Origin of the sequence: Rhizobium sp. CCGE531 (assembly GCF_003627795.1) — a bacterium.
Lineage (GTDB): Bacteria > Pseudomonadota > Alphaproteobacteria > Rhizobiales > Rhizobiaceae > Rhizobium.
The window spans coordinates 181,816-199,271 of the sequence record NZ_CP032684.1 but is presented as its reverse complement, the minus strand read 5'-3'; the positions used below and the strand labels follow the sequence as shown (position 1 = coordinate 199,271).

Below are 17,456 nucleotides of genomic sequence, written 5' to 3'. Positions count from 1 at the left end.
CCTCGTCGTTCCGCGACAAATGCAGCCATGCGACTTTTCCGGCCCGATGATATATCCGGTATCGCAAAGGGAGACCGGCGATCTTGGGTTCTGTGCTTGGTGTTTTCGGCGTTGCCATCGCCACGTTCGTTTCGACGAATATAGACGACATCTTCGTTCTCCTCGGCTTCTTTGCCGACCCGAAGTTCCGCTTGAGGCAGATCGTCATCGGCCAATATCTCGGCATCGGCGCGCTCTATGGCTTCAGCGCCATCGCCTCGCTGCTCGTGCTCGTCATTCCCGCCGCCTATATCGGCCTGCTCGGCCTTGCTCCGATCTACTTTGGCCTGAGGCGACTGTGGGAGATCTGGAACGGCGCCGAGACAGGGGATGATGCGGAAGATCACCAGAAGGCCGCTGCCGGGCACGGCAACATAGCGGCCGTCGCGCTGGTGACGATCGCCAATGGCGGCGACAATATCAGTATCTACACGCCGCTCTTCGCCACCCGCTCCGCTTACGAGATCCTGACCATCGGCTGCATCTTCGCCGTGCTGACGGCGGCCTGGCTGGGCGCGGCGCATTCCCTCGTCAATCACCCGAAGCTGGGCGCACCGATCAGGCGACACGGCCATAGGATCGTGCCATTCGTCCTGATCGCGCTCGGCATCCTCATCCTGTATGAGGCGGGAACCGCGACGCTCTTTCGGTGACAGCCTCGTTTGCCAGCGTCACAGCAAAAGCCGCCCCAGCGATCTGCCGGAGGCGGCTTCCGCGACCTGCCAAAGAGGAATCTAAAGACGACCTTCGTCAGAGAAGCCCGAATTCTTTTGCGGCTTCCGAGAGCGACCGCATCGGCCGCGGGCCGATCTGTTCGATGACGATGGCCGCGGCGAGGTTGCCGAGCTTGCCGCAATCTTCCAGGCTACGGCCCTGCGTATAGCCGAACAGGAAACCGGCGGCGAAGAGATCGCCGGCGCCGGTCGTATCGACGCGCTCCTCGATCGGATGGGCATCGACGACATAACGTTCGTTGCCGCGCACGATCACGGCGCCGTCCTTGCCTGTCGTCACAGCCGCAATCTTGCAATCGGCTGATATCAGCGTCAGTGCTTTCTCGAAATCATCGGTCTCGTACAGCGACAATGCCTCGTCGCGATTGGCGAAGACGATATCGACGGTGCCGGAACGCATCAGGTCCAGGAATTCGTGCCGATAGCGGCCGACGCAGAAACTGTCGGACAGCGTCATCGACATTTCACGGCCATTGGCGTGTGCGATGCGAGCGCAATCGCGGATAGCTTCCTTGGCGCGCGGCGGATCCCAGAGATAGCCTTCGAAATAGGTCACCTTGGCATCGGCGACGACCTCTTCCTCGACGTCTTCAGGCCCAAGTTCGACGCAGGCGCCGAGATAGGTGTTCATCGAGCGCTCGCCATCCTCGGTCACGAAGATCATCGAACGGGCCGTCGGCGGAAAGGTGCCCTTTGCCTCGGTCTCGTAGTGCACGCCCTGGGCGCGGATATCATGCGCGAAAATCTCGCCGAGCTGATCTTCGGCAACCTTGCCGAAATAGGCCGCCCTGCCGCCGAAATTCGCCACGCCCGCCGCCGTATTGCCGGCACTGCCGCCCGAGGCTTCCAGAGCCGGGCCCATGCGCGAATAAAGCAGCTCGGCGCGTTCAGCGTCGATGAGATTCATCGCGGCTTTGGTGATCGTGTTGTCGATCAGGAACTGATCGTTGCAACGGGCGATAATGTCGACGATGGCGTTGCCAACGGTCAGTACATCGAAACGAGTCATCTATTGGAGGATCCCGGTATTTGGTGATAGCCGGTATCCGGTATTATCGGTTTTTCCGAAGTTTGGAAGAAAAATCAGCGCCAGCGCGGCCAACTTAATTCCAGTCAGTCATTTGTCTGTCACTTTCTATCTTTAAATGCTTATCTAGCGGCTGGGATGGGAAGCTCACAAGGTTTCCAAGCCAGTCTGGGAAGGAATGATACCTTCCGCCTCACCGGTACGCGGGCCGACCACGGATGAACTGGCGGCATGTGCACCGGGGGGGACTTTCCGGCGGCGCCGGACACACAAGCGGGCATTGCCCGCTTTTTTGTTTTTACGGGTTCTCACAGCCGGGCAAGCTGATACAACTTCCGGATAGCCCTTCCCGAGCCACGATCTTCACGGCCCACGCCCGGCATGTCCGAAATCTTCACCGACGTCCTCCCGGTCTTCCTGCTCATTCTCGTCGGCTGGGTCATCGTGCGCACCGGCCTTCTGAAAGCTGAGGTCGGCGAAGCCATGAGCGAGTTCGTGTTCAAGATCGCCGTGCCGCTCTTGCTGTTCCAGACCATTGCCGAGGCGAATTTTCGCGGCGCTTCGCCGTTTCGGCTGTGGATTGCCTATTTCTCCGGTGTCGCCGTCACGTGGACTGCCGGCCATATCGTTGCAACGCGGATGTTCGGGCGGGATGCGCGGATCGGCGTGCTCGCGGGCGTATCATCCGCCTTCGCTAATACGATCTTCATCGGCTTGCCGCTGGTGGGGCGCACCGTCGGGCCAGACGGCGTCATGGCGATGTCGATCCTGATTGCCGTGCACCTGCCGACCATGATGATCGCCGGCACGCTGTTGATGGAGCAGGCCGAGCGCAAGGAGAATGCCGGCGCCGGCCGCAGCACCGGCGAATTGCTGCAACAGGTCGGCAGGAATCTCGTGCGCAATCCGCTTGTCATCGGGCTTTTCTGCGGTCTCATCGTCCACCTCACAGGCATTCCCATCCCCGCGACGCTCGGCACCGTGGTCGACAGCATCGCCAATATCGCCGGCCCGGCGGCGCTGATCTCGCTCGGCATGGCGCTGCGCCAATACGGGCTGTCGGGCAATCTCGGCATCACCAGCGTGATTGCCGGCTTCAAGCTGCTTCTGCTGCCGGCCTGCGTGCTGGCGGCCGGCCTTCTGCTCGGCCTCAGCCCGGAATGGCGGGCGGCGCTCGTGCTCACGGCCGCCGTTCCCACAGGTGTGAACGCATGGCTGATTGCCAATCGCTTCGGCGTCGGTCACAGTCTCGCCGCCTCGACGATTACCTTGACGACAGCGCTCGGGGCATTCTCGGTGTCGCTCTGGGCCTATTTGCTCGGCTAGAGCAATTCCAGGAAAAGTGCGTAGCGGTTTTCCGTCCGGAATTGCCTGGAAACAAAAGGGCTAGAGCGTTTTCGCGATTCGAAGAAAAGCGGAAAGGCTCTATCGCCGGTCCGGACCCGCCGATTCGCAATGGCATTTCTCCGCATTCGGAGAAGCAGGCAGGAAAATGGTCATATATTTGCGCATCCCGGCCTTGCCGCCCGGAGCGCAGCAAAGGATGGCACATGAATATTGCAGCTCCACTCAGCAATCCCGCTTCAGCCTATTCGCAGAAGGTATTCGTGCTGCAGGGCGGCGGCGCGCTCGGCTCCTACCAGGCCGGCGCCTTTCAGGCACTCAGAGAGCAGAATATCGAACCGGACTGGATCGCCGGCATCTCGATCGGCGCCATCAACGCCTCCATCATGGCCGGCAACGTGCCGGGCGAGCGGCTCGAGAAGCTGCGCTCTTTCTGGAACAAGGTCACAATCCAGCTTCCCGTTGACCTCCTGATGGAGCGGCAGCGAGAGACGAACCCCTTCTATCGCACCGTCAGCAGCTGGTGGGTATCGACCTTCGGCGTTCCCGGATTTTTCTCCCCCTGGCAGCTCCCGGCCTGGTTTCAGGCGCGCGGCTCGGCGGGTGCCACCAGCGTCTACGATACAGAGCAACTGCGCCAGACGCTGCTCGACCATGTCGATTTCGACCGCATCAACCATGGTCCGGTGCGCCTCAGCCTCGGTGCCGTCAACGTGCGCACCGGCAACTTCGCCTTCTTCGACAACCGGGACATCAGAATCACGCCGGAACACGTCATGGCAAGCGGCGCGCTGCCGCCCGGCTTTCCGGCGATCAAGATCGGCGGTGAATATTACTGGGATGGCGGCCTCGTCTCGAACACGCCGCTCACTTACGTGCTACGCAACGGCGCCGCGATCGACACGGTCGTCTTCCAGGTCGATCTCTTCAGCGCCGTCGGCCCGCTGCCGCAGGACCTGGAAGAGGTGGAAGAGCGGCGCAAGGACATCACCTATTCCAGCCGCACCCGGCTCAATACCGATCTCTTTCTGGAACGTCATCGCCTGCGACGCGCGATATCGGAGCTTTATGCCCGCCTTCCGGAAGAGGCCAAGGCCGATCCGGACATCAGCAAGCTGGAACAGCATTGCTCCGACTACGGCGTCACTATCATTCACCTGATCTACCGCAACAAGCAGTTCCGCTCGCATTCGAAAGACTACGAGTTTTCGGCGCTATCGATGCATGAGCATTGGGAGGCCGGCCTGCGCGATGCCCGCAAGGCGCTGGTCGCGGAAGACTGGCGCATGCCTCCGAGCGCCGAAGACGGGCTGAAGGTCTTCGACCTCGATCAGCGGACGCGTTCACGCCGCCATTCGGTGTGAATGCGCAACACGGAAAACCCGGCCGCGATGGCCGGGTTCTCAATTCATAATGCGGATCGCTTTAGTTCGTGGCGGCCGGAGCAGCGTTCGGATCCGGCAGCGGCACCTGCGTATCGGCGAGCGTGCGCAGATAAGCGATCACGTTGGCGCGATCCTCTTCCTTCGGCAGGCCGGCAAAGCCCATCGCCGTACCGGCGACGAACTTTTTCGGAGCAGCGAGGAAGTGATAGAGGTGATCATAGGTCCACTTTTCCGAACCGCCCTTGGAGAATTCCTTCATGCCGGCCGAATAGGCAAAGCCCTCGTGCTCGGCGACCGGGCGGTCGACGACAGCCCAGAGATCGGGACCGACCTTGTTCGGTCCTCCCTTCTCTCCGGAATGACAGGCCTGACACTTCTTGAAGATGGTTTCGCCAACCTTGGCGTCAGCCTTCTGCAGCAGCTGGGCGATCGGCGTTTCCGCCTTGGCGGCCGCACCCTTGTCGCCACCCGCAGCCGGTTCTTCGGTCGCGACAATGGCGAAACCGGGCTTTTCCGGCGTCTCTGAATGGAAAATAAATCCTGACGCGAGCGACACGGACTTCAACACGAACAGCGTGGCCAAAAGCGCCCCGACACCCATGTTCACGTAGGATGAATTCATCTGCTATGCTCCCCTCGCCGCCAGCATCCTCCGCCGGCCCATCTTGAATTCGCGCGAAACCTATGTCTTTTGGCTGTTTCTTGCAACTCTGCAAACGGCCTCCATCGTGAGACGTTTTGACACTTTTCCCTCGGGAATAGAAGGCCCAACAATGACAGATCCAAATTTAGACAAGACGCTGGTCCTCATTCCCGCCCGCATGGCTTCCACGCGCCTGCCGGGCAAGCCGCTTGCCGATATTTGCGGCCTGCCCATGATCGTACAGGTTGCCAAGCGCGCGCGCGAGGCGGCGATCGGTCGCATCGTCGTCGCCGTCGACCATGCGGATACCTATGCCGCGGTCGCCAATGCCGGCTTCGAGGTGGTCATGACACGCGGCGATCATCAATCCGGCTCGGACCGCATCTACGAGGCGCTGCAGGCCGTGGACCCGCAGGGCCGCGCCGAAATCGTCGTCAACGTGCAGGGCGACCTGCCGACGATCGATCCCGACACCATCCGCGCCTCGCTGCGCCCGCTCGAAAACCCGGCCGTCGACATCGCCACGCTGACCGTCGAGATCAAGGACGAGGAAGAGAAGACCCTGCCGAGCGTCGTCAAGGTCGTCGGCTCGCCGATCTCGGATAGCCGCCTGCGCGCCCTCTATTTCACCCGCGCCACCGCGCCCTACGGCAAGGGGCCGCTCTATCACCATATCGGCCTCTACACCTATCGCCGCGCCGCGCTCGAGCGATTCGTCAAGGCCGGCCCATCGCCGCTTGAGCTGCGCGAATCACTGGAGCAGCTGAGAGCGCTGGAGGCCGGCATGCGCATCGATGTCGAGATCGTTGACACGGTTCCGCTCGGTGTCGATACTCCCGCCGACCTCGAAAAGGCCAGACGCATCCTCTCCGCCGCCTCTCTTTGACGGCAGTCCCTCCAAAGGCAGTTCCATGATCAGCAAGACCAACAAGATCTCGTTCCAGGGCGACTACGGCGCCAATTCCGACATGGCGAGCCGCGACATGTTCCCGACCATGGAGCCGCTGCCCTGCCAGACCTTCGAGGATGCCTTTTCCGCCATCGACAACGGCGAGGCCGATCTCGGCATGATTCCGATCGAAAATACGATCGCCGGTCGTGTCGCCGATATCCATCATCTGCTGCCGGAATCGCGCCTGCATATCGTCGGCGAATATTTCATGCCGATCCGCTTCCAGCTGATGGTGCTGCCGGGGGTCAAGAAGGAAGAGATCCGCACGGTGCACAGCCATATCCACGCGCTCGGCCAGTGCCGCAACATCGTGCGCGCCAATGGCTGGAAGCCTGTTATCGCCGGCGATACGGCGGGTGCCGCCAAGCTGGTGCAGGAAACCGGCGACCGCAGCATGGCGGCGCTGGCGCCAAGACTCGCTGCCGATCTCTATGGCCTGGAAATCATTGCCGAGAATGTCGAGGACACCGAAGACAACATGACGCGCTTCGTCGTGCTGTCGCGCGACGAGAACTGGGCGGAGCGCAGCGCGCCGGACGAGAAGATCGTCACCACCTTCGTCTTCAACGTCCGCAATATTCCCGCCGCCCTCTACAAGGCGCTCGGCGGTTTCGCCACCAACGGCATCAACATGACGAAGCTGGAAAGCTACCAGCTCGGCGGCCGTTTTGTAGCAACGCAGTTCTATGCCGACATCGAGGGCCATCCTTCGGATCCGCATGTGCGCCGCGCGCTGGAGGAACTGCGCTTCTTCTCGGAAAAGGTCCGCATCCTCGGCGTCTACAAGGGCCATCCGATGCGGGGCGATCTTTAAGATCCGACGCGAACCCGGGCCACCTCGTGGTGAGGTGCGAAAGCACCCTGAGCTTGCCGAAGGGAGCTGCAGCCTCGAACCATGAGGGCGGGTTGCAGTACCCTTATGGTCTCCGCCGAGCGGCTATTCCGCAGCCTTGGTAACGACCTCGATGCGATGCCCATCCGGATCGATGACGAAGGCGGCGAAATAATTCGGCCCGTAATGCGGCCGGAGACCAGGCGGCCCGTTGTCCGCGCCGCCGTGAGCCAGTGCGGCTTCATGGAAGAGGACAACCGCCTCCCTGCTTGGCGCGGCAAAAGCGAGATGGAAGCCTGGACCTGGCGCATGGGCTTCCTTGCCTCGCAATTTGACGGCGAACTTATCGCCTCCACCCGGCGGGCCGTATCCGATCGCCTGGTCGGGATCGCCGGGGTTCAAGTCTTCCCAGACCCTGACGTAGCCAAGCGGTGCAAAGGCCGCGTCGTAGAACGCGGCGGATTTCTCGATATTCGACACGCCGAATGAGATGTGATGGAGCAATTGTTCCTCGCATGGCTCTGGATTTATCAATCAGTCTCTTCTGCGAATGCCGTAAGTCAACTCGAAGAATCGGCGTGACTGCTCGGCAAGCCACTTTGATGAAATGATTACTAATCGTTCGCCTCAAACCCCTCATCCGGCCTGTCGGCCACCTTCTCCCCCGCAAGCGGCCGGGGAATCGCACACGAAATGAGGTCGTTGCCGCGTCCCCCTTCTCCCCTCGGGGCTATGGCATTCACACATTTGGAATTGCGTATGGAATGAGGTTCTGATTCTGTTGCTGCCGGCAGGAGAATTGAGCGATGGATGATTTGAGCTTGGGACGGTTTGGCGACCGTCGGCTGGAAAAAGGGGGGCGTTCTTGCTGGAGCGCCTGGTTTCGACGGCAGGCCAGGGAATGCGGGTGCGCAAGCTCGGCGGCAATCGGGCCGGAGAGATCCGCTTGAGCCGGTTCTTGCGCAATGGAGCGGTCGATCCGCAGGCGATGATCGATGAGGCGGCCTTGCGCACGGCTAGCCGCTGCGCGGATCGGCATATCCTGGCCATTCAGGATACGACGGTGGTCCGCTCCGACGGCGGTGGCGGTCTTTATCTGCATGCGATGATCGGGGTCGACGCCGACGATGGCGCGATCGTCGGGGCAATCCACGGGCAGTTTCTAAGCCGCGACCAGGGCGAGCGCGGCACGCAGCGCGCGCGTCCGATCGAGGAGAAGGAGAGCTATCGCTGGCTGGAGGGCGCCGATCGTGCGGCGAAGGTTTGCGCCGCTGCACGCCACATCACCATCATTGCCGACCGTGAAAGCGATATCTACGAGGCCTTCGCCCGCCGACCCGTCAATGTCGACCTCGTCATCCGGGTTGCGAGGGACCGCAGCCTCGGCAAGGACCAGCCGTCGCTGCTTTGTCTGGCGGATGCCTTGCCGGTTGCGGTCAACCTAGCCTTTAGCCTGCCGGCCAAGCCGGGCCGCAAGGAGCGCGACACGCAACTGGCGATCCGCTTCAGCGCGGTGACATTGCTGCCCCCGAAGAACGGCATCTACAGGAAGACCCCGGATGGCGTACGTCTTTATCTGGTGGATGTGCGCGAGACCGCCGCACCACCGGGCGAGACGCCGATCCATTGGCGGCTGCTGACAAGCTATGCCGTGTCGGATGCCGACGAGGCGGCGGCGGTCATCGCCCTTTATCGCCGTCGCTGGGCGATCGAGCAATTGTTCCGCACCCTGAAGACGCAGGGCTTTGATATCGAAGGCCTGCGCATCGAGGACGAGGGCGCGCTGAGCAATTTGGTGATGGCTGCCTTCGTCGCGGCCGTGATCGTGCAGCAACTGGTCCATGCCCGCGACGGCGCTCCGCCCGGCGCCACCTTGCGCCCCATCGAAGACGCCTTCGAGCCAAGCGACCAGCCGCTGCTGGAAGCCTTCTGCGCCAAGCTGGAGGGCAAGACCGCCAAACAGAAGAACCCCCATCCCAGAGGGTCGCTGGCCTATGCCGCCTGGGTCTGCGCCCGCCTCGGCGGATGGACCGGCTACTACGGAAAGCCAGGACCGATCGTCATGCTCGACGGATGGCAACAGTTCCAGGCCGCCAAGCGCGGCGTAGCACTCCTCCTCTCCGCCGCCGACAATGTGTGAATCCAATAGCCCCTCGGGGAGAAGGTGCCGATAGGCGGATGAGGGGGTGCCTGCCAAGCGCACAAAAATCCCCGCATTCAAAACGGTCAGCCCTCTCATCCGGCCCTTCGGGCCACCTTCTCCCCGAGGGGAGAAGGAACTTGCAGCGCCGATGTGCCTCACATGCGATTGCCCTGCCACATCGCGGGAGAGGGTGAGGGGCAAGCGAGGATTTCGATTTACTTATCCGGCTCACAAACACGAAGACGATGGCCGTCGGGGTCGAGCACGACGAAGGTCGGGCCGAAATCCATCATCGTCAATTCCTGCGCGATCGGCAGGCCGCGTGCCTTCCAATCCTTGTAATGCTGTTCGACGGCGCCGGCGCCTTCGACCATGAAGCCCAATTCGCCGCGATTGCCGATGGCGGAGGGCTGCGGCTCGACGCTGCTGCGGCGCCAGAGGCCGAGGCTGAGGCCGTTGTCGAGCGAGAAGGCCACGAAGTTCGGCGAGGCGAAGGCTGGCTCGCGGCCGAGAAGGTCACGATAGAATGGCGAGCTTTCGCCGGGGTCCTTGACGTAGAAGATGATGAGATTCGGGCTGGTCATGTGGATATTCCTCTGGTTTTTGATGGATATAAGGGCATAGGGATGCGATCCGGCAGGCAGGGCGGAGCCTGCCGGTAGAAGGGCAATGGGATCGTATCGGTCGGTGAGCCTGAAATTAGCGGATGCGTTCAGCGCATCCGGTCTTCCTCACGGTAAGGGGCGCGGCCGTCCAGGAAGCCCAGGTCGCGCTTTACGGAATTCGGCGTTTCCTCGATATCGAGGCGATCCCAGCGGCGGGTAAAATAGCCAAGTGCAATCTGCGAGAGGCGAGCGGGCCATGCCGGCATTGAAAGATATTTGTCTTCGTACATCTCGGCACCGCCGTGATGCGCCTGTTTCATGGTGATGACAACGTTGCTTGCCATGATCGGTCCTCCTTCCTGCTTGGATGGTGCCCATCATAGTCACACCTACTGACAGTTTCTGGCAGTAGTGTGCGCTGGCAAATCAATCGTGGGCCATGCCCTCGCGGGCGTGCCATTCCCGTGCGAGCGCGATGCGGCGGCGCGGGTAGCGCGCCTCCAGCACCGCGAAATCGACGATGCGATCGGCGCGGAAATGGCGAAAATCCTGGCGCAGCTCGCACCAGGCCATGACGATGCGCGCATTGTCGAAATAGCCGAGCGCGAAGGGCCAAATGCGCCGGGTCGAGATGGCGCCGTTCACGTCGCCATAGGTCAATTGCACCATGCGCTCGGTGCGGATCGCCTTGCGCATGAGGGAAAGATCGGCCTTGTCTTCCGTGATGCGGCGCGTGGCGACGACCACCGCCGCCTGATCAATCGCCTCGCGCATCTCTGCCGGCAGCACAGCGGCGATCTTGGCGAGAGCGTCGGTGCCAGCGGCCGCCAGGCGCGCATCGGTCGCGCGCGCCACCCATCTCGATCCCAGCACCAGCGCCTCGATCTCATCCTGCGAAAACATCATCGGCGGCAGCATGAAGCCCGGCTTCAGAACATAACCGATGCCGGGCTCGCCCTCGATCATGGCACCCTGCGATTGCAGGCTGGCGATATCGCGATAGAGCGTGCGCAGGCTGACGCCGGTTTCCTCCGCTAGAACGGCACCGCTGACCGGACGACGATATCGCCGCAGCGTCTGCAGCAGCGTCAGCAAGCGTTCGGAGCGGGCCATGGCAGGATAGTCCTAGCGCTTCCACTCCACCCAGTCGCGCATCAGGCGATGGGCGATGGCGCCCTTGGGCGGAGAGGTGTTGCCGGAGGCAGAGACGCGGTCGAGCATGGCAAGCGTCTCTTCCGGGGTGAACCAGCGGCAATCCTCGAGCTCGGCCGCGTCCATGTGGATGTCCGTCGACTTCGCCTCGGCATAGCAGCCGATCATCAGGGAATGCGGCATGGGCCAGGGCTGCGACGCATGATAGCGCACGCGGCCGATATGGATGCCGGATTCCTCGTGCGTCTCGCGGCGCACCGCATTCTCGATGGTTTCGCCCGGCTCGACGAAACCGGCGAGACAGGAATACATGCCCGGCGCAAAATGATGGCTGCGGCCGAGCAGACAGCGATTCCTTTCCTCGTCAATCGTCAGCATGATGACGACCGGATCGGTACGCGGGAAAATCATATGTTCGCAGGCCGTGCACACCCGCTTGTAGCCGCCGATGCGGCTTTCCATCGCCGAGCCGCAACGGCCGCAGAAGCGATTGTCGCCATTCCAGCGGATGAGGCTCATGCCCTGCGCGGCCTCGCCGAGGATTTCGCCTTCGAGCAAAAGATCCCGCCAGAGCGCGCGCATGTCGGCGGGCTTATACTGGCTGGCAAGTTCGTCGGCATTGACCCGCACGGGCACCGCAAGCCTCGGCTCACCGGTCTTGCGATAGCCGAGCAGCACGGCTTCCTCCCAATTCGGATCGAGCTCCTGCAGCTCGTAGCGGGCAAACAGCGGGTCGAGCACCTGCCCGTCATGCTTCAGGACCAGCCGTTCCTGGGCGAAGGCCAGGATATGCGTACCCTCCCTGGCGAGCGCATGCTTGATCGTTTCCTCGTCGCGGTGCTCCGCATCCCGGTTGAGCTGGTTTTCCGCAAAGGCGGTGAGACTGCTGGCTTCCGGATGCGGCGCATCCGAGGAAAAGATGGAATGGCTCATTGTGAAAGCGTTTCCCGCAACTTGGCTATGAGGCTGTTCATGTCTTCGTCCGAATAGGGCTCCGCCTTGCCGTAGCCCCAGACGGGGCCTGGCCAGTTGGCATCACCTTCGAACCGCGCAATGACATGAACATGAAGCTGACGGACGATATTTCCAAGTGCCCCGACATTGATTTTTGCAGCACCCGTCACCGTCTTCAACGCGCTTGCGACCTTGTCGGTTTCGAAGGTCAGCAAGACCCGGTCGAGCGGCGTCAGCTCGAAAGCCTCCGATTTGTCGGGCCTGCGGGGTATCAGCACGAGCCACGGCCAGCGGCGATCCTTCATCAGCCGCACGTCGCAAAGGCCGGTGATCGCGACGGAAACGCTGTCATTCGCCAGACGGTCGTCGAGCGTGAACTGCTTCAAGGGGCGTCCTCCATTGTTTTATCAAATGTTTAGCAGTTTTTTTTGACCTTGGCTTGCTTTTGATGACGATATTGCCGATATGTGCATCCGGGAGGTTGGTGGTGGACGAGCCACTCGCCAACCGGGTCAGGTCCGGAAGGAAGCAGCCCTAACGAGCCCGGCACGGGTCATCGTGCCAGCCTCCCACCCTTTCCGAAAGCAAGACCCGGCTTTCGCCGGACAATAAGCTGGGCACCGGGCAAAAAGCAGGGCGATGAGCGACAGCGAGCGACAAGCAAAAGATGCCGCCTCGACCGGCACCGGTTACCGGGTGCTGGCCCGCAAATACAGGCCCAAGGACTTCACGGATCTGATGGTCGGCCAAGAGCCGATGGTTCGCACGCTGACCAACGCGTTCGAGACCGGCCGCATCGCCCAGGCCTATATGCTGACCGGCGTGCGCGGTGTCGGCAAGACGACGACCGCCCGCATCCTGGCACGCGCCCTCAACTACAAGACCGCTGCGGTCGATCGGCCCACCATCGATCTGCGCGAACCCGGCGAGCATTGCCAGGCGATCATGGAAGGCCGGCATGTCGACGTCATCGAGATGGACGCAGCCTCACACACCGGCATCGACGATATCAGAGAGATCATCGAGCAGGTGCGCTACCGGCCGGTTTCGGCCCGCTACAAGGTCTACATTATCGACGAAGTGCACATGCTGTCGACCGCCGCCTTCAACGGCTTGCTGAAGACGCTGGAAGAACCGCCCGAGCATGTGAAGTTCATCTTTGCCACGACGGAAATCCGCAAGGTGCCGATCACGGTGCTGTCGCGCTGCCAGCGCTTCGACCTGCGCCGCATCAGCGCTTCCGATCTCGTCGGGCTGTTCACCACCATCGCCGGCAAGGAAGACATCGAGGCCGAACCGGAGGCACTCGCCATGATCGCCCGCGCCGCAGAAGGCTCGGCGCGCGACGGCCTGTCGCTGCTCGACCAGGCGATCGCCCATGGCAGCGGCTTCGTTGCCGCCGACGCGGTGCGCGCGATGCTCGGGCTTGCCGACCGCGCCCGCATCGTCGATCTCTTCAGCCATATCGTCAAAGGCGATGTTTCGTCTGCCTTGTCCGAATTCAGCAGCCAATACGAGGCCGGCGCCAACCCCGTCGTCGTCCTGACCGATCTTGCCGATTTCACCCATCTCGTGACCCGCCTCAAATATGTGCCCGATGCCGCCGACGACCCGTCGCTCAGTGAAGTCGAGCGCACCAAAGCGACGGAATTCGCGCAGGGTATCGCGGTAACGGCGCTTTCCCGCATCTGGCAGATGCTTCTCAAGGGCATTACCGAGACGGAGAATGCCTCGCGCACCGCGGGCGCTGCCGAAATGGTGCTGATCCGGCTCGCGCACGCGGCCCATCTGCCGGCACCTGAAGACGCTGCGCGCAGGCTGGCGGAATTTTCCGATGGCAATGGCGGCGCACGCGCACCATCGGGTGCCCCCGCCGGCAATGGCGGCGGATCGTCGGTTTCCTATCAAGGCAGCGCGGTGGCGAGAGCCATCGAAACACCGGCGCCACGCCCGACGCCCTCCGCACCGGTTGCCATGCTGCGCGCCGTGCCGAATACGCAGCCGGATTCGCAACCCATCGGCCGCATCGAGCCGAAGCCTGCCGAAGCGCCGAAGCCGCTCGTGCCGGTCAATTCGATGGCCGATATTGCCGAGCTCGCCGGCCAGAAGCGCGACCCGAAGCTGAAGGCGCTGGTGCGCGCCTTCGTGCGCCCCGTAAAGCTGGAGCCGGGCCGGCTCGATGTCAGCCTGGCATCGGGCGCTCCCGGCACGCTGCTGAACGAGCTTGCAGTCAAGCTCAAGGAATGGACCGGCATTCACTGGATCGTCAGCCTTAGCCGCGAGGAATGCCAGCCGACGCTGGTCGAGGCCGAGGCGATCACGCAGAAGCAGCGGGTCGCCGATGCGCGGCAAGACCCCGATGTCGCGGCGATCCTGGCGCAATTTCCGGGCGCAAAGATCATCGACGTGCGCGTGCGGGCGCCCGAGACGGACGATGAAGAGGAAGCAGCCGCCCCGCCGGCGGCCGCCGAATCCGTCGATGGCGATATCCTGCCGGGCGACGATATAGAATTCTAAGGGTAAGATGGAAGGCAGCGGAGCCGCTCGGCGCGACGACCCGGCGGCCCGCGGCACGTCTTAGCCGATGGAAAATAGAAGCATACAGAAGAAGGACCAATGACGATGCGCGACATCATGGGCATGATGGGCAAAGTTAAGGAAATGCAGGCCAAGATGGAGAAGATGCAGTCGGAGATCGCCGACATTCGCGTCGAAGGCAAGGCCGGCGGCGGCCTCGTCACCGCCACCGTCAACGGCAAGGGCGTGATGCTCGGCATCAAGATCGATCCGTCGCTCTTCAAGGAAGACGATGTCGAGATCCTCGAGGACCTGATCGTTGCCGCCAACAAGGATGCCCAGGAAAAGGCCGAGGCGATCGCCGCCGAAAAGACCCGCGAACTGACCGCCGGCCTGCCGATCCCGCCCGGCTTCAAGCTGCCGTTCTGAGGCCGGCATCTTACTCTCTCAGAGGGCGATCGCCTTGCGAATGAGATCGCGGCCGATCGCCTTTATTGGCTCATTTCGCAGCACCAGCGACGTCGTTACCGCGCCATGGCGGGCAATGGAATCGACGATGGTTTCAAGGTCCGATGGTGTCGGCACGAGAACCTTGAGCAGGAAGCAATCCTCGCCCGTCAGCCTCAAGACCTCGATAATCTCGGGCATTTCGGAAAACTGCTTCAGATAGGGCCGGATGTGTTCATGCGTCGTCCGCAGCCGGATGACCGCCATCATGCCGAGCCCGACGGCGGCGGGATCGACGACCGCGCGGTAGCCGGCAATGACGCCGCGCTCCTCCAGCCGCTTCAGCCGCTCCGAAGCGGCCGGCTGCGAAAGGCCGACGCGGCGGCCGAGTTCCGACACCGAGATTCGCCCATCCTGCTGCAGGATCTCGATGATCGACAGATCCGTCGGATCCAGCCCTCTTTCGATACTATCCATCCCTCACCTTCAATTCATCGGTTGTGACAAGCTTTATCCGATGGATTGCAATGTCAATCGATGAAACGACATGCCAGCTTTCCCCGTAGGAAACTATGGAGAAAGGACTGACATGAGCGATATCATCATGCTTCCGGGGCTTGGCGGCTCGGGCGACGGCCACTGGCAGACATTATGGGAACGGCAGCAGCCAAGCATGCGCCGCTTCCAGCCGTCCAGCTGGGACAAGCCGATACTCACGGACTGGATTGCCGCGCTCGAGCGGGAAATCTCCCGGTCAGGGACGCCGCCGATCCTGATCGCGCACAGCCTCGCCTGCCAGCTCATCGCCCATTGGGCACCCATGAGGAAAACGGCGATCCTTGGCGCCTTCCTGGTGGCCGCCCCCGACCCCACCGGCGAAATCTATCTTGCCGAAGCCGGCAGCTTCGCCAACCCTCCGCGGAAGCGGCTGCCCTTTCCATCCCTGCTCGTCGCCAGCACCTACGACCCTTTCGGCTCCCTCGATCATGCGCGCCACAGCGCCGAAATCTGGGGCGGCGCCTTGGTCGACGTCGGGCCTCGCGGCCATATCAATGCGGCGTCCGGACTGGAGGACTGGCCGGAAGGCAAGGCAATCTTCGAGGGCTTTCGCGCGCAGCTTGTTTGAGTGCCAAAGCTGGCGTTTGGAAAAGCCGGGCCGGAGTGCTATCTCTAAAAATCTTCTTCCAGATATCGTCTGGTCTGCCTGATCGGAGGAAATGCGATGAGCCTGTCGACGCTGCTGGTTTTTGCCGGTGCTTTGTTCATTGCGGCGGGATCGCCGGGGCCGAGCATTGCAGCACTGGTGGCCCGCGTGCTGACGAAGGGCGCGCCCAATGTGCTGCCCTTCCTTTCCGGCATGTGGCTTGGCGAAGCGATCTGGCTGACCTGTGCCGTCGCCGGCCTTGCGACCATTGCCGAAACCTTCCACCTGGCCTTCGTGGCGATCAAATGGCTCGGTGTCGCCTATCTGCTCTATCTCGCCTGGAAGATGTGGTTTGCCGCCTCCGATACGACCGAAGAACAGCTGCCGGATGCGCAATCGCCCGCAAGGCTCTTCCTCGCCGGCTTCACGGTCACCATGGGCAATCCGAAGATCATGGTGTTCTACATGGCGCTGCTGCCGTCGATCATCGATCTGCACGCGGTCACGATCTCCGGCTGGGCCGAGCTGGTGGCGACGATGTTTGCGGTGCTTGTCGTCATCGATCTTTCCTGGGCGATGCTGGCGGCAAAGGCTCGGACCTTCCTCAAGAGCCGCCGCGCCGTGCGCATCGCCAATCGCGCCAGCGCCGGCACCATGGCGGGCGCGGCCGTAGCAATCGCCATGCGGTAAGGTTGGAGACCGGCAACGCCTTTACGCACGACCCGGCTCGGCCATAATAGCTTGCTATGGAAAACGGCCGGTATTTTCATCGGTCAACCATCTCTTCCATGATTCCGTTCCGTGAGCTTATGAGCTAAAAGCCTCCCATGGCAAAGCGAGTCACCGGCCCCGAAATCGAAAAACTCATCCAGCTTCTGGCGAAAGTGCCGGGCCTCGGGCCGCGTTCGGCGCGCCGCGCGGCGCTGCACCTCATCAAGAAGAAGGATCAGCTGCTCGGGCCGCTGTCCCATGCCATGGGCGATGCCTATGACAAGGTGAAGATCTGCTCGCGCTGCGGCAATGTCGATACCGTCGATCCCTGCACCGTCTGCACCGACGAGCGGCGCGATCAATCCGTCATCATCGTCGTCGAGGATGTGTCCGACCTCTGGGCCCTAGAACGATCAGGCGCGATGAACGCCGCCTATCACGTGCTCGGCGGCGTCCTGTCGCCGCTCGACGGAGTCGGGCCTGACGATCTCAACATTCGCGGCCTGATCGCGCGCGTCGGCGAAGGCGGCGTCCGCGAGATCATCATCGCCGTCAATGCGACGGTCGAAGGGCAAACCACAGCACACTATATAACCGACCAGCTTGCCGGCCTCGAGATCAAGATCACCCGCCTTGCCCATGGCGTGCCTGTCGGAGGCGAGCTCGACTATCTCGACGAAGGCACGCTGGCGGCGGCCCTTCGGGCGCGGACGGCGATTTGAGACGGAGAGGACTGCGTATGAGGAGAGTGCATACCCCCCTCTGTCACTTCGTGACATCTCCCCCCCAAGGGGGGAGATTGGCCGCTTGCGGCATCGACCAGCCTC

20 protein-coding genes and 1 other RNA gene are annotated in these 17,456 nt (G+C 62.3%); 12 read left to right on the top strand and 9 right to left on the bottom strand.

Features of this window, described 5'->3' with window-relative positions; genetic code table 11:
* Positions 1-92: 92 nt before the first annotated feature.
* Complete coding sequence (locus tag CCGE531_RS00965) at positions 93-692, top strand: cadmium resistance transporter (RefSeq protein WP_245459041.1); 600 nt, start codon at positions 93-95, stop codon at positions 690-692.
* A gap of 97 nt (positions 693-789) precedes the next feature.
* Here the strand turns inward: CCGE531_RS00965 and CCGE531_RS00960 are convergent, their stop codons facing one another.
* Positions 790-1,782 carry an adenosine kinase gene (locus CCGE531_RS00960; protein ID WP_120662511.1) on the bottom strand — a complete coding sequence of 331 codons (993 nt, stop codon included), beginning with the start codon at positions 1,780-1,782 and terminating at the stop codon, positions 790-792.
* Positions 1,783-2,181: 399 nt separating this feature from the next.
* Here CCGE531_RS00960 and CCGE531_RS00955 point away from each other — a divergent pair, with 399 nt between their 5' ends.
* On the top strand, positions 2,182-3,126 hold the full coding sequence (locus CCGE531_RS00955) for an AEC family transporter (protein ID WP_120662510.1): 945 nt from the start codon (positions 2,182-2,184) through the stop codon (positions 3,124-3,126).
* 224 nt (positions 3,127-3,350) lie between these two features.
* Entirely contained in the window at positions 3,351-4,508 is a 1,158-nt protein-coding gene (locus tag CCGE531_RS00950) for a patatin-like phospholipase family protein (RefSeq protein ID WP_120662509.1), read from the top strand.
* A 61-nt stretch (positions 4,509-4,569) separates the two neighbouring features.
* Here CCGE531_RS00950 and CCGE531_RS00945 read toward each other — a convergent pair whose 3' ends face one another.
* Entirely contained in the window at positions 4,570-5,151 is a 582-nt protein-coding gene (locus CCGE531_RS00945; RefSeq protein WP_120662508.1) for a cytochrome c family protein, read from the bottom strand.
* Positions 5,152-5,302: 151 nt separating this feature from the next.
* On the opposite strand from CCGE531_RS00945, the gene CCGE531_RS00940 reads away from it, so the two are divergent.
* Together CCGE531_RS00940 and CCGE531_RS00935 are read left to right on the top strand one after the other, a co-directional pair.
* Entirely contained in the window at positions 5,303-6,058 is a 756-nt protein-coding gene (locus CCGE531_RS00940) for a 3-deoxy-manno-octulosonate cytidylyltransferase (RefSeq protein WP_120662507.1), read from the top strand.
* A gap of 25 nt (positions 6,059-6,083) precedes the next feature.
* On the top strand, positions 6,084-6,938 hold the full coding sequence (locus CCGE531_RS00935; RefSeq protein ID WP_120662506.1) for a prephenate dehydratase: 855 nt from the start codon (positions 6,084-6,086) through the stop codon (positions 6,936-6,938).
* A gap of 123 nt (positions 6,939-7,061) precedes the next feature.
* Here CCGE531_RS00935 and CCGE531_RS00930 read toward each other — a convergent pair whose 3' ends face one another.
* A complete protein-coding gene (locus CCGE531_RS00930) occupies positions 7,062-7,460 on the bottom strand; it encodes a VOC family protein (protein WP_120662505.1) in 399 nt (132 codons plus the stop codon).
* A 361-nt stretch (positions 7,461-7,821) separates the two neighbouring features.
* Here CCGE531_RS00930 and CCGE531_RS00925 point away from each other — a divergent pair, with 361 nt between their 5' ends.
* Complete coding sequence (locus tag CCGE531_RS00925; protein ID WP_245458850.1) at positions 7,822-9,096, top strand: IS4 family transposase; 1,275 nt, start codon at positions 7,822-7,824, stop codon at positions 9,094-9,096.
* A gap of 218 nt (positions 9,097-9,314) precedes the next feature.
* Here CCGE531_RS00925 and CCGE531_RS00920 read toward each other — a convergent pair whose 3' ends face one another.
* The 5 genes from CCGE531_RS00920 to CCGE531_RS00900 form a co-directional block, all read right to left on the bottom strand.
* Positions 9,315-9,683 (bottom strand): VOC family protein, encoded by a 369-nt coding sequence (locus CCGE531_RS00920; protein ID WP_120662504.1) that lies wholly within the window; start codon positions 9,681-9,683, stop codon positions 9,315-9,317.
* A gap of 128 nt (positions 9,684-9,811) precedes the next feature.
* Entirely contained in the window at positions 9,812-10,048 is a 237-nt protein-coding gene (locus tag CCGE531_RS00915; protein WP_120662503.1) for a hypothetical protein, read from the bottom strand.
* 82 nt (positions 10,049-10,130) lie between these two features.
* Positions 10,131-10,817, bottom strand: a complete 687-nt coding sequence (locus tag CCGE531_RS00910; protein ID WP_120662502.1) for a YafY family protein — start codon at positions 10,815-10,817, stop codon at positions 10,131-10,133.
* A gap of 12 nt (positions 10,818-10,829) precedes the next feature.
* Positions 10,830-11,789: an NAD(+) diphosphatase gene (gene nudC / locus CCGE531_RS00905; RefSeq protein ID WP_120662501.1), complete on the bottom strand. Its 960-nt coding sequence runs from the start codon at positions 11,787-11,789 to the stop codon at positions 10,830-10,832.
* Positions 11,786-12,196: an HIT family protein gene (locus CCGE531_RS00900; RefSeq protein ID WP_120662500.1), complete on the bottom strand. Its 411-nt coding sequence runs from the start codon at positions 12,194-12,196 to the stop codon at positions 11,786-11,788. Before CCGE531_RS00900 ends, nudC begins: the two co-directional genes overlap by 4 nt.
* 90 nt (positions 12,197-12,286) lie before the next feature.
* On the opposite strand from CCGE531_RS00900, the gene ffs reads away from it, so the two are divergent.
* The 3 genes from ffs (at position 12,287) to CCGE531_RS00885 (ending at position 14,756) form a co-directional block, all read left to right on the top strand.
* An RNA gene (ffs, locus tag CCGE531_RS00895) (signal recognition particle sRNA small type) lies at positions 12,287-12,383 on the top strand.
* Between the two features lie 66 nt (positions 12,384-12,449).
* Positions 12,450-14,327, top strand: coding sequence for a DNA polymerase III subunit gamma/tau (locus CCGE531_RS00890; protein ID WP_120662499.1), 1,878 nt, complete (start codon positions 12,450-12,452; stop codon positions 14,325-14,327).
* Positions 14,328-14,432: 105 nt separating this feature from the next.
* Complete coding sequence (locus CCGE531_RS00885) at positions 14,433-14,756, top strand: YbaB/EbfC family nucleoid-associated protein (protein WP_120666344.1); 324 nt, start codon at positions 14,433-14,435, stop codon at positions 14,754-14,756.
* Between the two features lie 18 nt (positions 14,757-14,774).
* Here the strand turns inward: CCGE531_RS00885 and CCGE531_RS00880 are convergent, their stop codons facing one another.
* A complete protein-coding gene (locus CCGE531_RS00880; protein ID WP_120662498.1) occupies positions 14,775-15,251 on the bottom strand; it encodes an Lrp/AsnC family transcriptional regulator in 477 nt (158 codons plus the stop codon).
* Between the two features lie 112 nt (positions 15,252-15,363).
* On the opposite strand from CCGE531_RS00880, the gene CCGE531_RS00875 reads away from it, so the two are divergent.
* The 3 genes from CCGE531_RS00875 (at position 15,364) to recR (ending at position 17,351) form a co-directional block, all read left to right on the top strand.
* Positions 15,364-15,900 carry an alpha/beta fold hydrolase gene (locus tag CCGE531_RS00875; protein WP_120662497.1) on the top strand — a complete coding sequence of 179 codons (537 nt, stop codon included), beginning with the start codon at positions 15,364-15,366 and terminating at the stop codon, positions 15,898-15,900.
* A gap of 96 nt (positions 15,901-15,996) precedes the next feature.
* Entirely contained in the window at positions 15,997-16,608 is a 612-nt protein-coding gene (locus CCGE531_RS00870) for a LysE family translocator (protein WP_120662496.1), read from the top strand.
* A gap of 137 nt (positions 16,609-16,745) precedes the next feature.
* The gene (gene recR, locus CCGE531_RS00865) at positions 16,746-17,351 is read left to right on the top strand and encodes a recombination mediator RecR (protein WP_120662495.1); all 606 of its coding nucleotides are present in this window, start codon (positions 16,746-16,748) and stop codon (positions 17,349-17,351) included.
* Positions 17,352-17,456 lie beyond the last annotated feature (105 nt).

Bases quoted from the DNA above. Each gene is read 5' to 3' on its own strand.
- CCGE531_RS00960 (WP_120662511.1), bottom strand. From the start codon at position 1,782: ATGACTCGTTTCGATGTACTGACCGTTGGCAACGCCATCGTCGACATT.
- CCGE531_RS00955 (WP_120662510.1), top strand. From the start codon at position 2,182: ATGTCCGAAATCTTCACCGACGTCCTCCCGGTCTTCCTGCTCATTCTC.
- CCGE531_RS00950 (WP_120662509.1), top strand. From the start codon at position 3,351: ATGAATATTGCAGCTCCACTCAGCAATCCCGCTTCAGCCTATTCGCAG.
- CCGE531_RS00945 (WP_120662508.1), bottom strand. From the start codon at position 5,151: ATGAATTCATCCTACGTGAACATGGGTGTCGGGGCGCTTTTGGCCACG.
- CCGE531_RS00940 (WP_120662507.1), top strand. From the start codon at position 5,303: ATGACAGATCCAAATTTAGACAAGACGCTGGTCCTCATTCCCGCCCGC.
- CCGE531_RS00935 (WP_120662506.1), top strand. From the start codon at position 6,084: ATGATCAGCAAGACCAACAAGATCTCGTTCCAGGGCGACTACGGCGCC.
- CCGE531_RS00920 (WP_120662504.1), bottom strand. From the start codon at position 9,683: ATGACCAGCCCGAATCTCATCATCTTCTACGTCAAGGACCCCGGCGAA.
- CCGE531_RS00915 (WP_120662503.1), bottom strand. From the start codon at position 10,048: ATGGCAAGCAACGTTGTCATCACCATGAAACAGGCGCATCACGGCGGT.
- CCGE531_RS00910 (WP_120662502.1), bottom strand. From the start codon at position 10,817: ATGGCCCGCTCCGAACGCTTGCTGACGCTGCTGCAGACGCTGCGGCGA.
- nudC (WP_120662501.1), bottom strand. From the start codon at position 11,789: ATGAGCCATTCCATCTTTTCCTCGGATGCGCCGCATCCGGAAGCCAGC.
- CCGE531_RS00890 (WP_120662499.1), top strand. From the start codon at position 12,450: ATGAGCGACAGCGAGCGACAAGCAAAAGATGCCGCCTCGACCGGCACC.
- CCGE531_RS00885 (WP_120666344.1), top strand. From the start codon at position 14,433: ATGCGCGACATCATGGGCATGATGGGCAAAGTTAAGGAAATGCAGGCC.
- CCGE531_RS00880 (WP_120662498.1), bottom strand. From the start codon at position 15,251: ATGGATAGTATCGAAAGAGGGCTGGATCCGACGGATCTGTCGATCATC.
- CCGE531_RS00875 (WP_120662497.1), top strand. From the start codon at position 15,364: ATGAGCGATATCATCATGCTTCCGGGGCTTGGCGGCTCGGGCGACGGC.
- CCGE531_RS00870 (WP_120662496.1), top strand. From the start codon at position 15,997: ATGAGCCTGTCGACGCTGCTGGTTTTTGCCGGTGCTTTGTTCATTGCG.
- recR (WP_120662495.1), top strand. From the start codon at position 16,746: ATGGCAAAGCGAGTCACCGGCCCCGAAATCGAAAAACTCATCCAGCTT.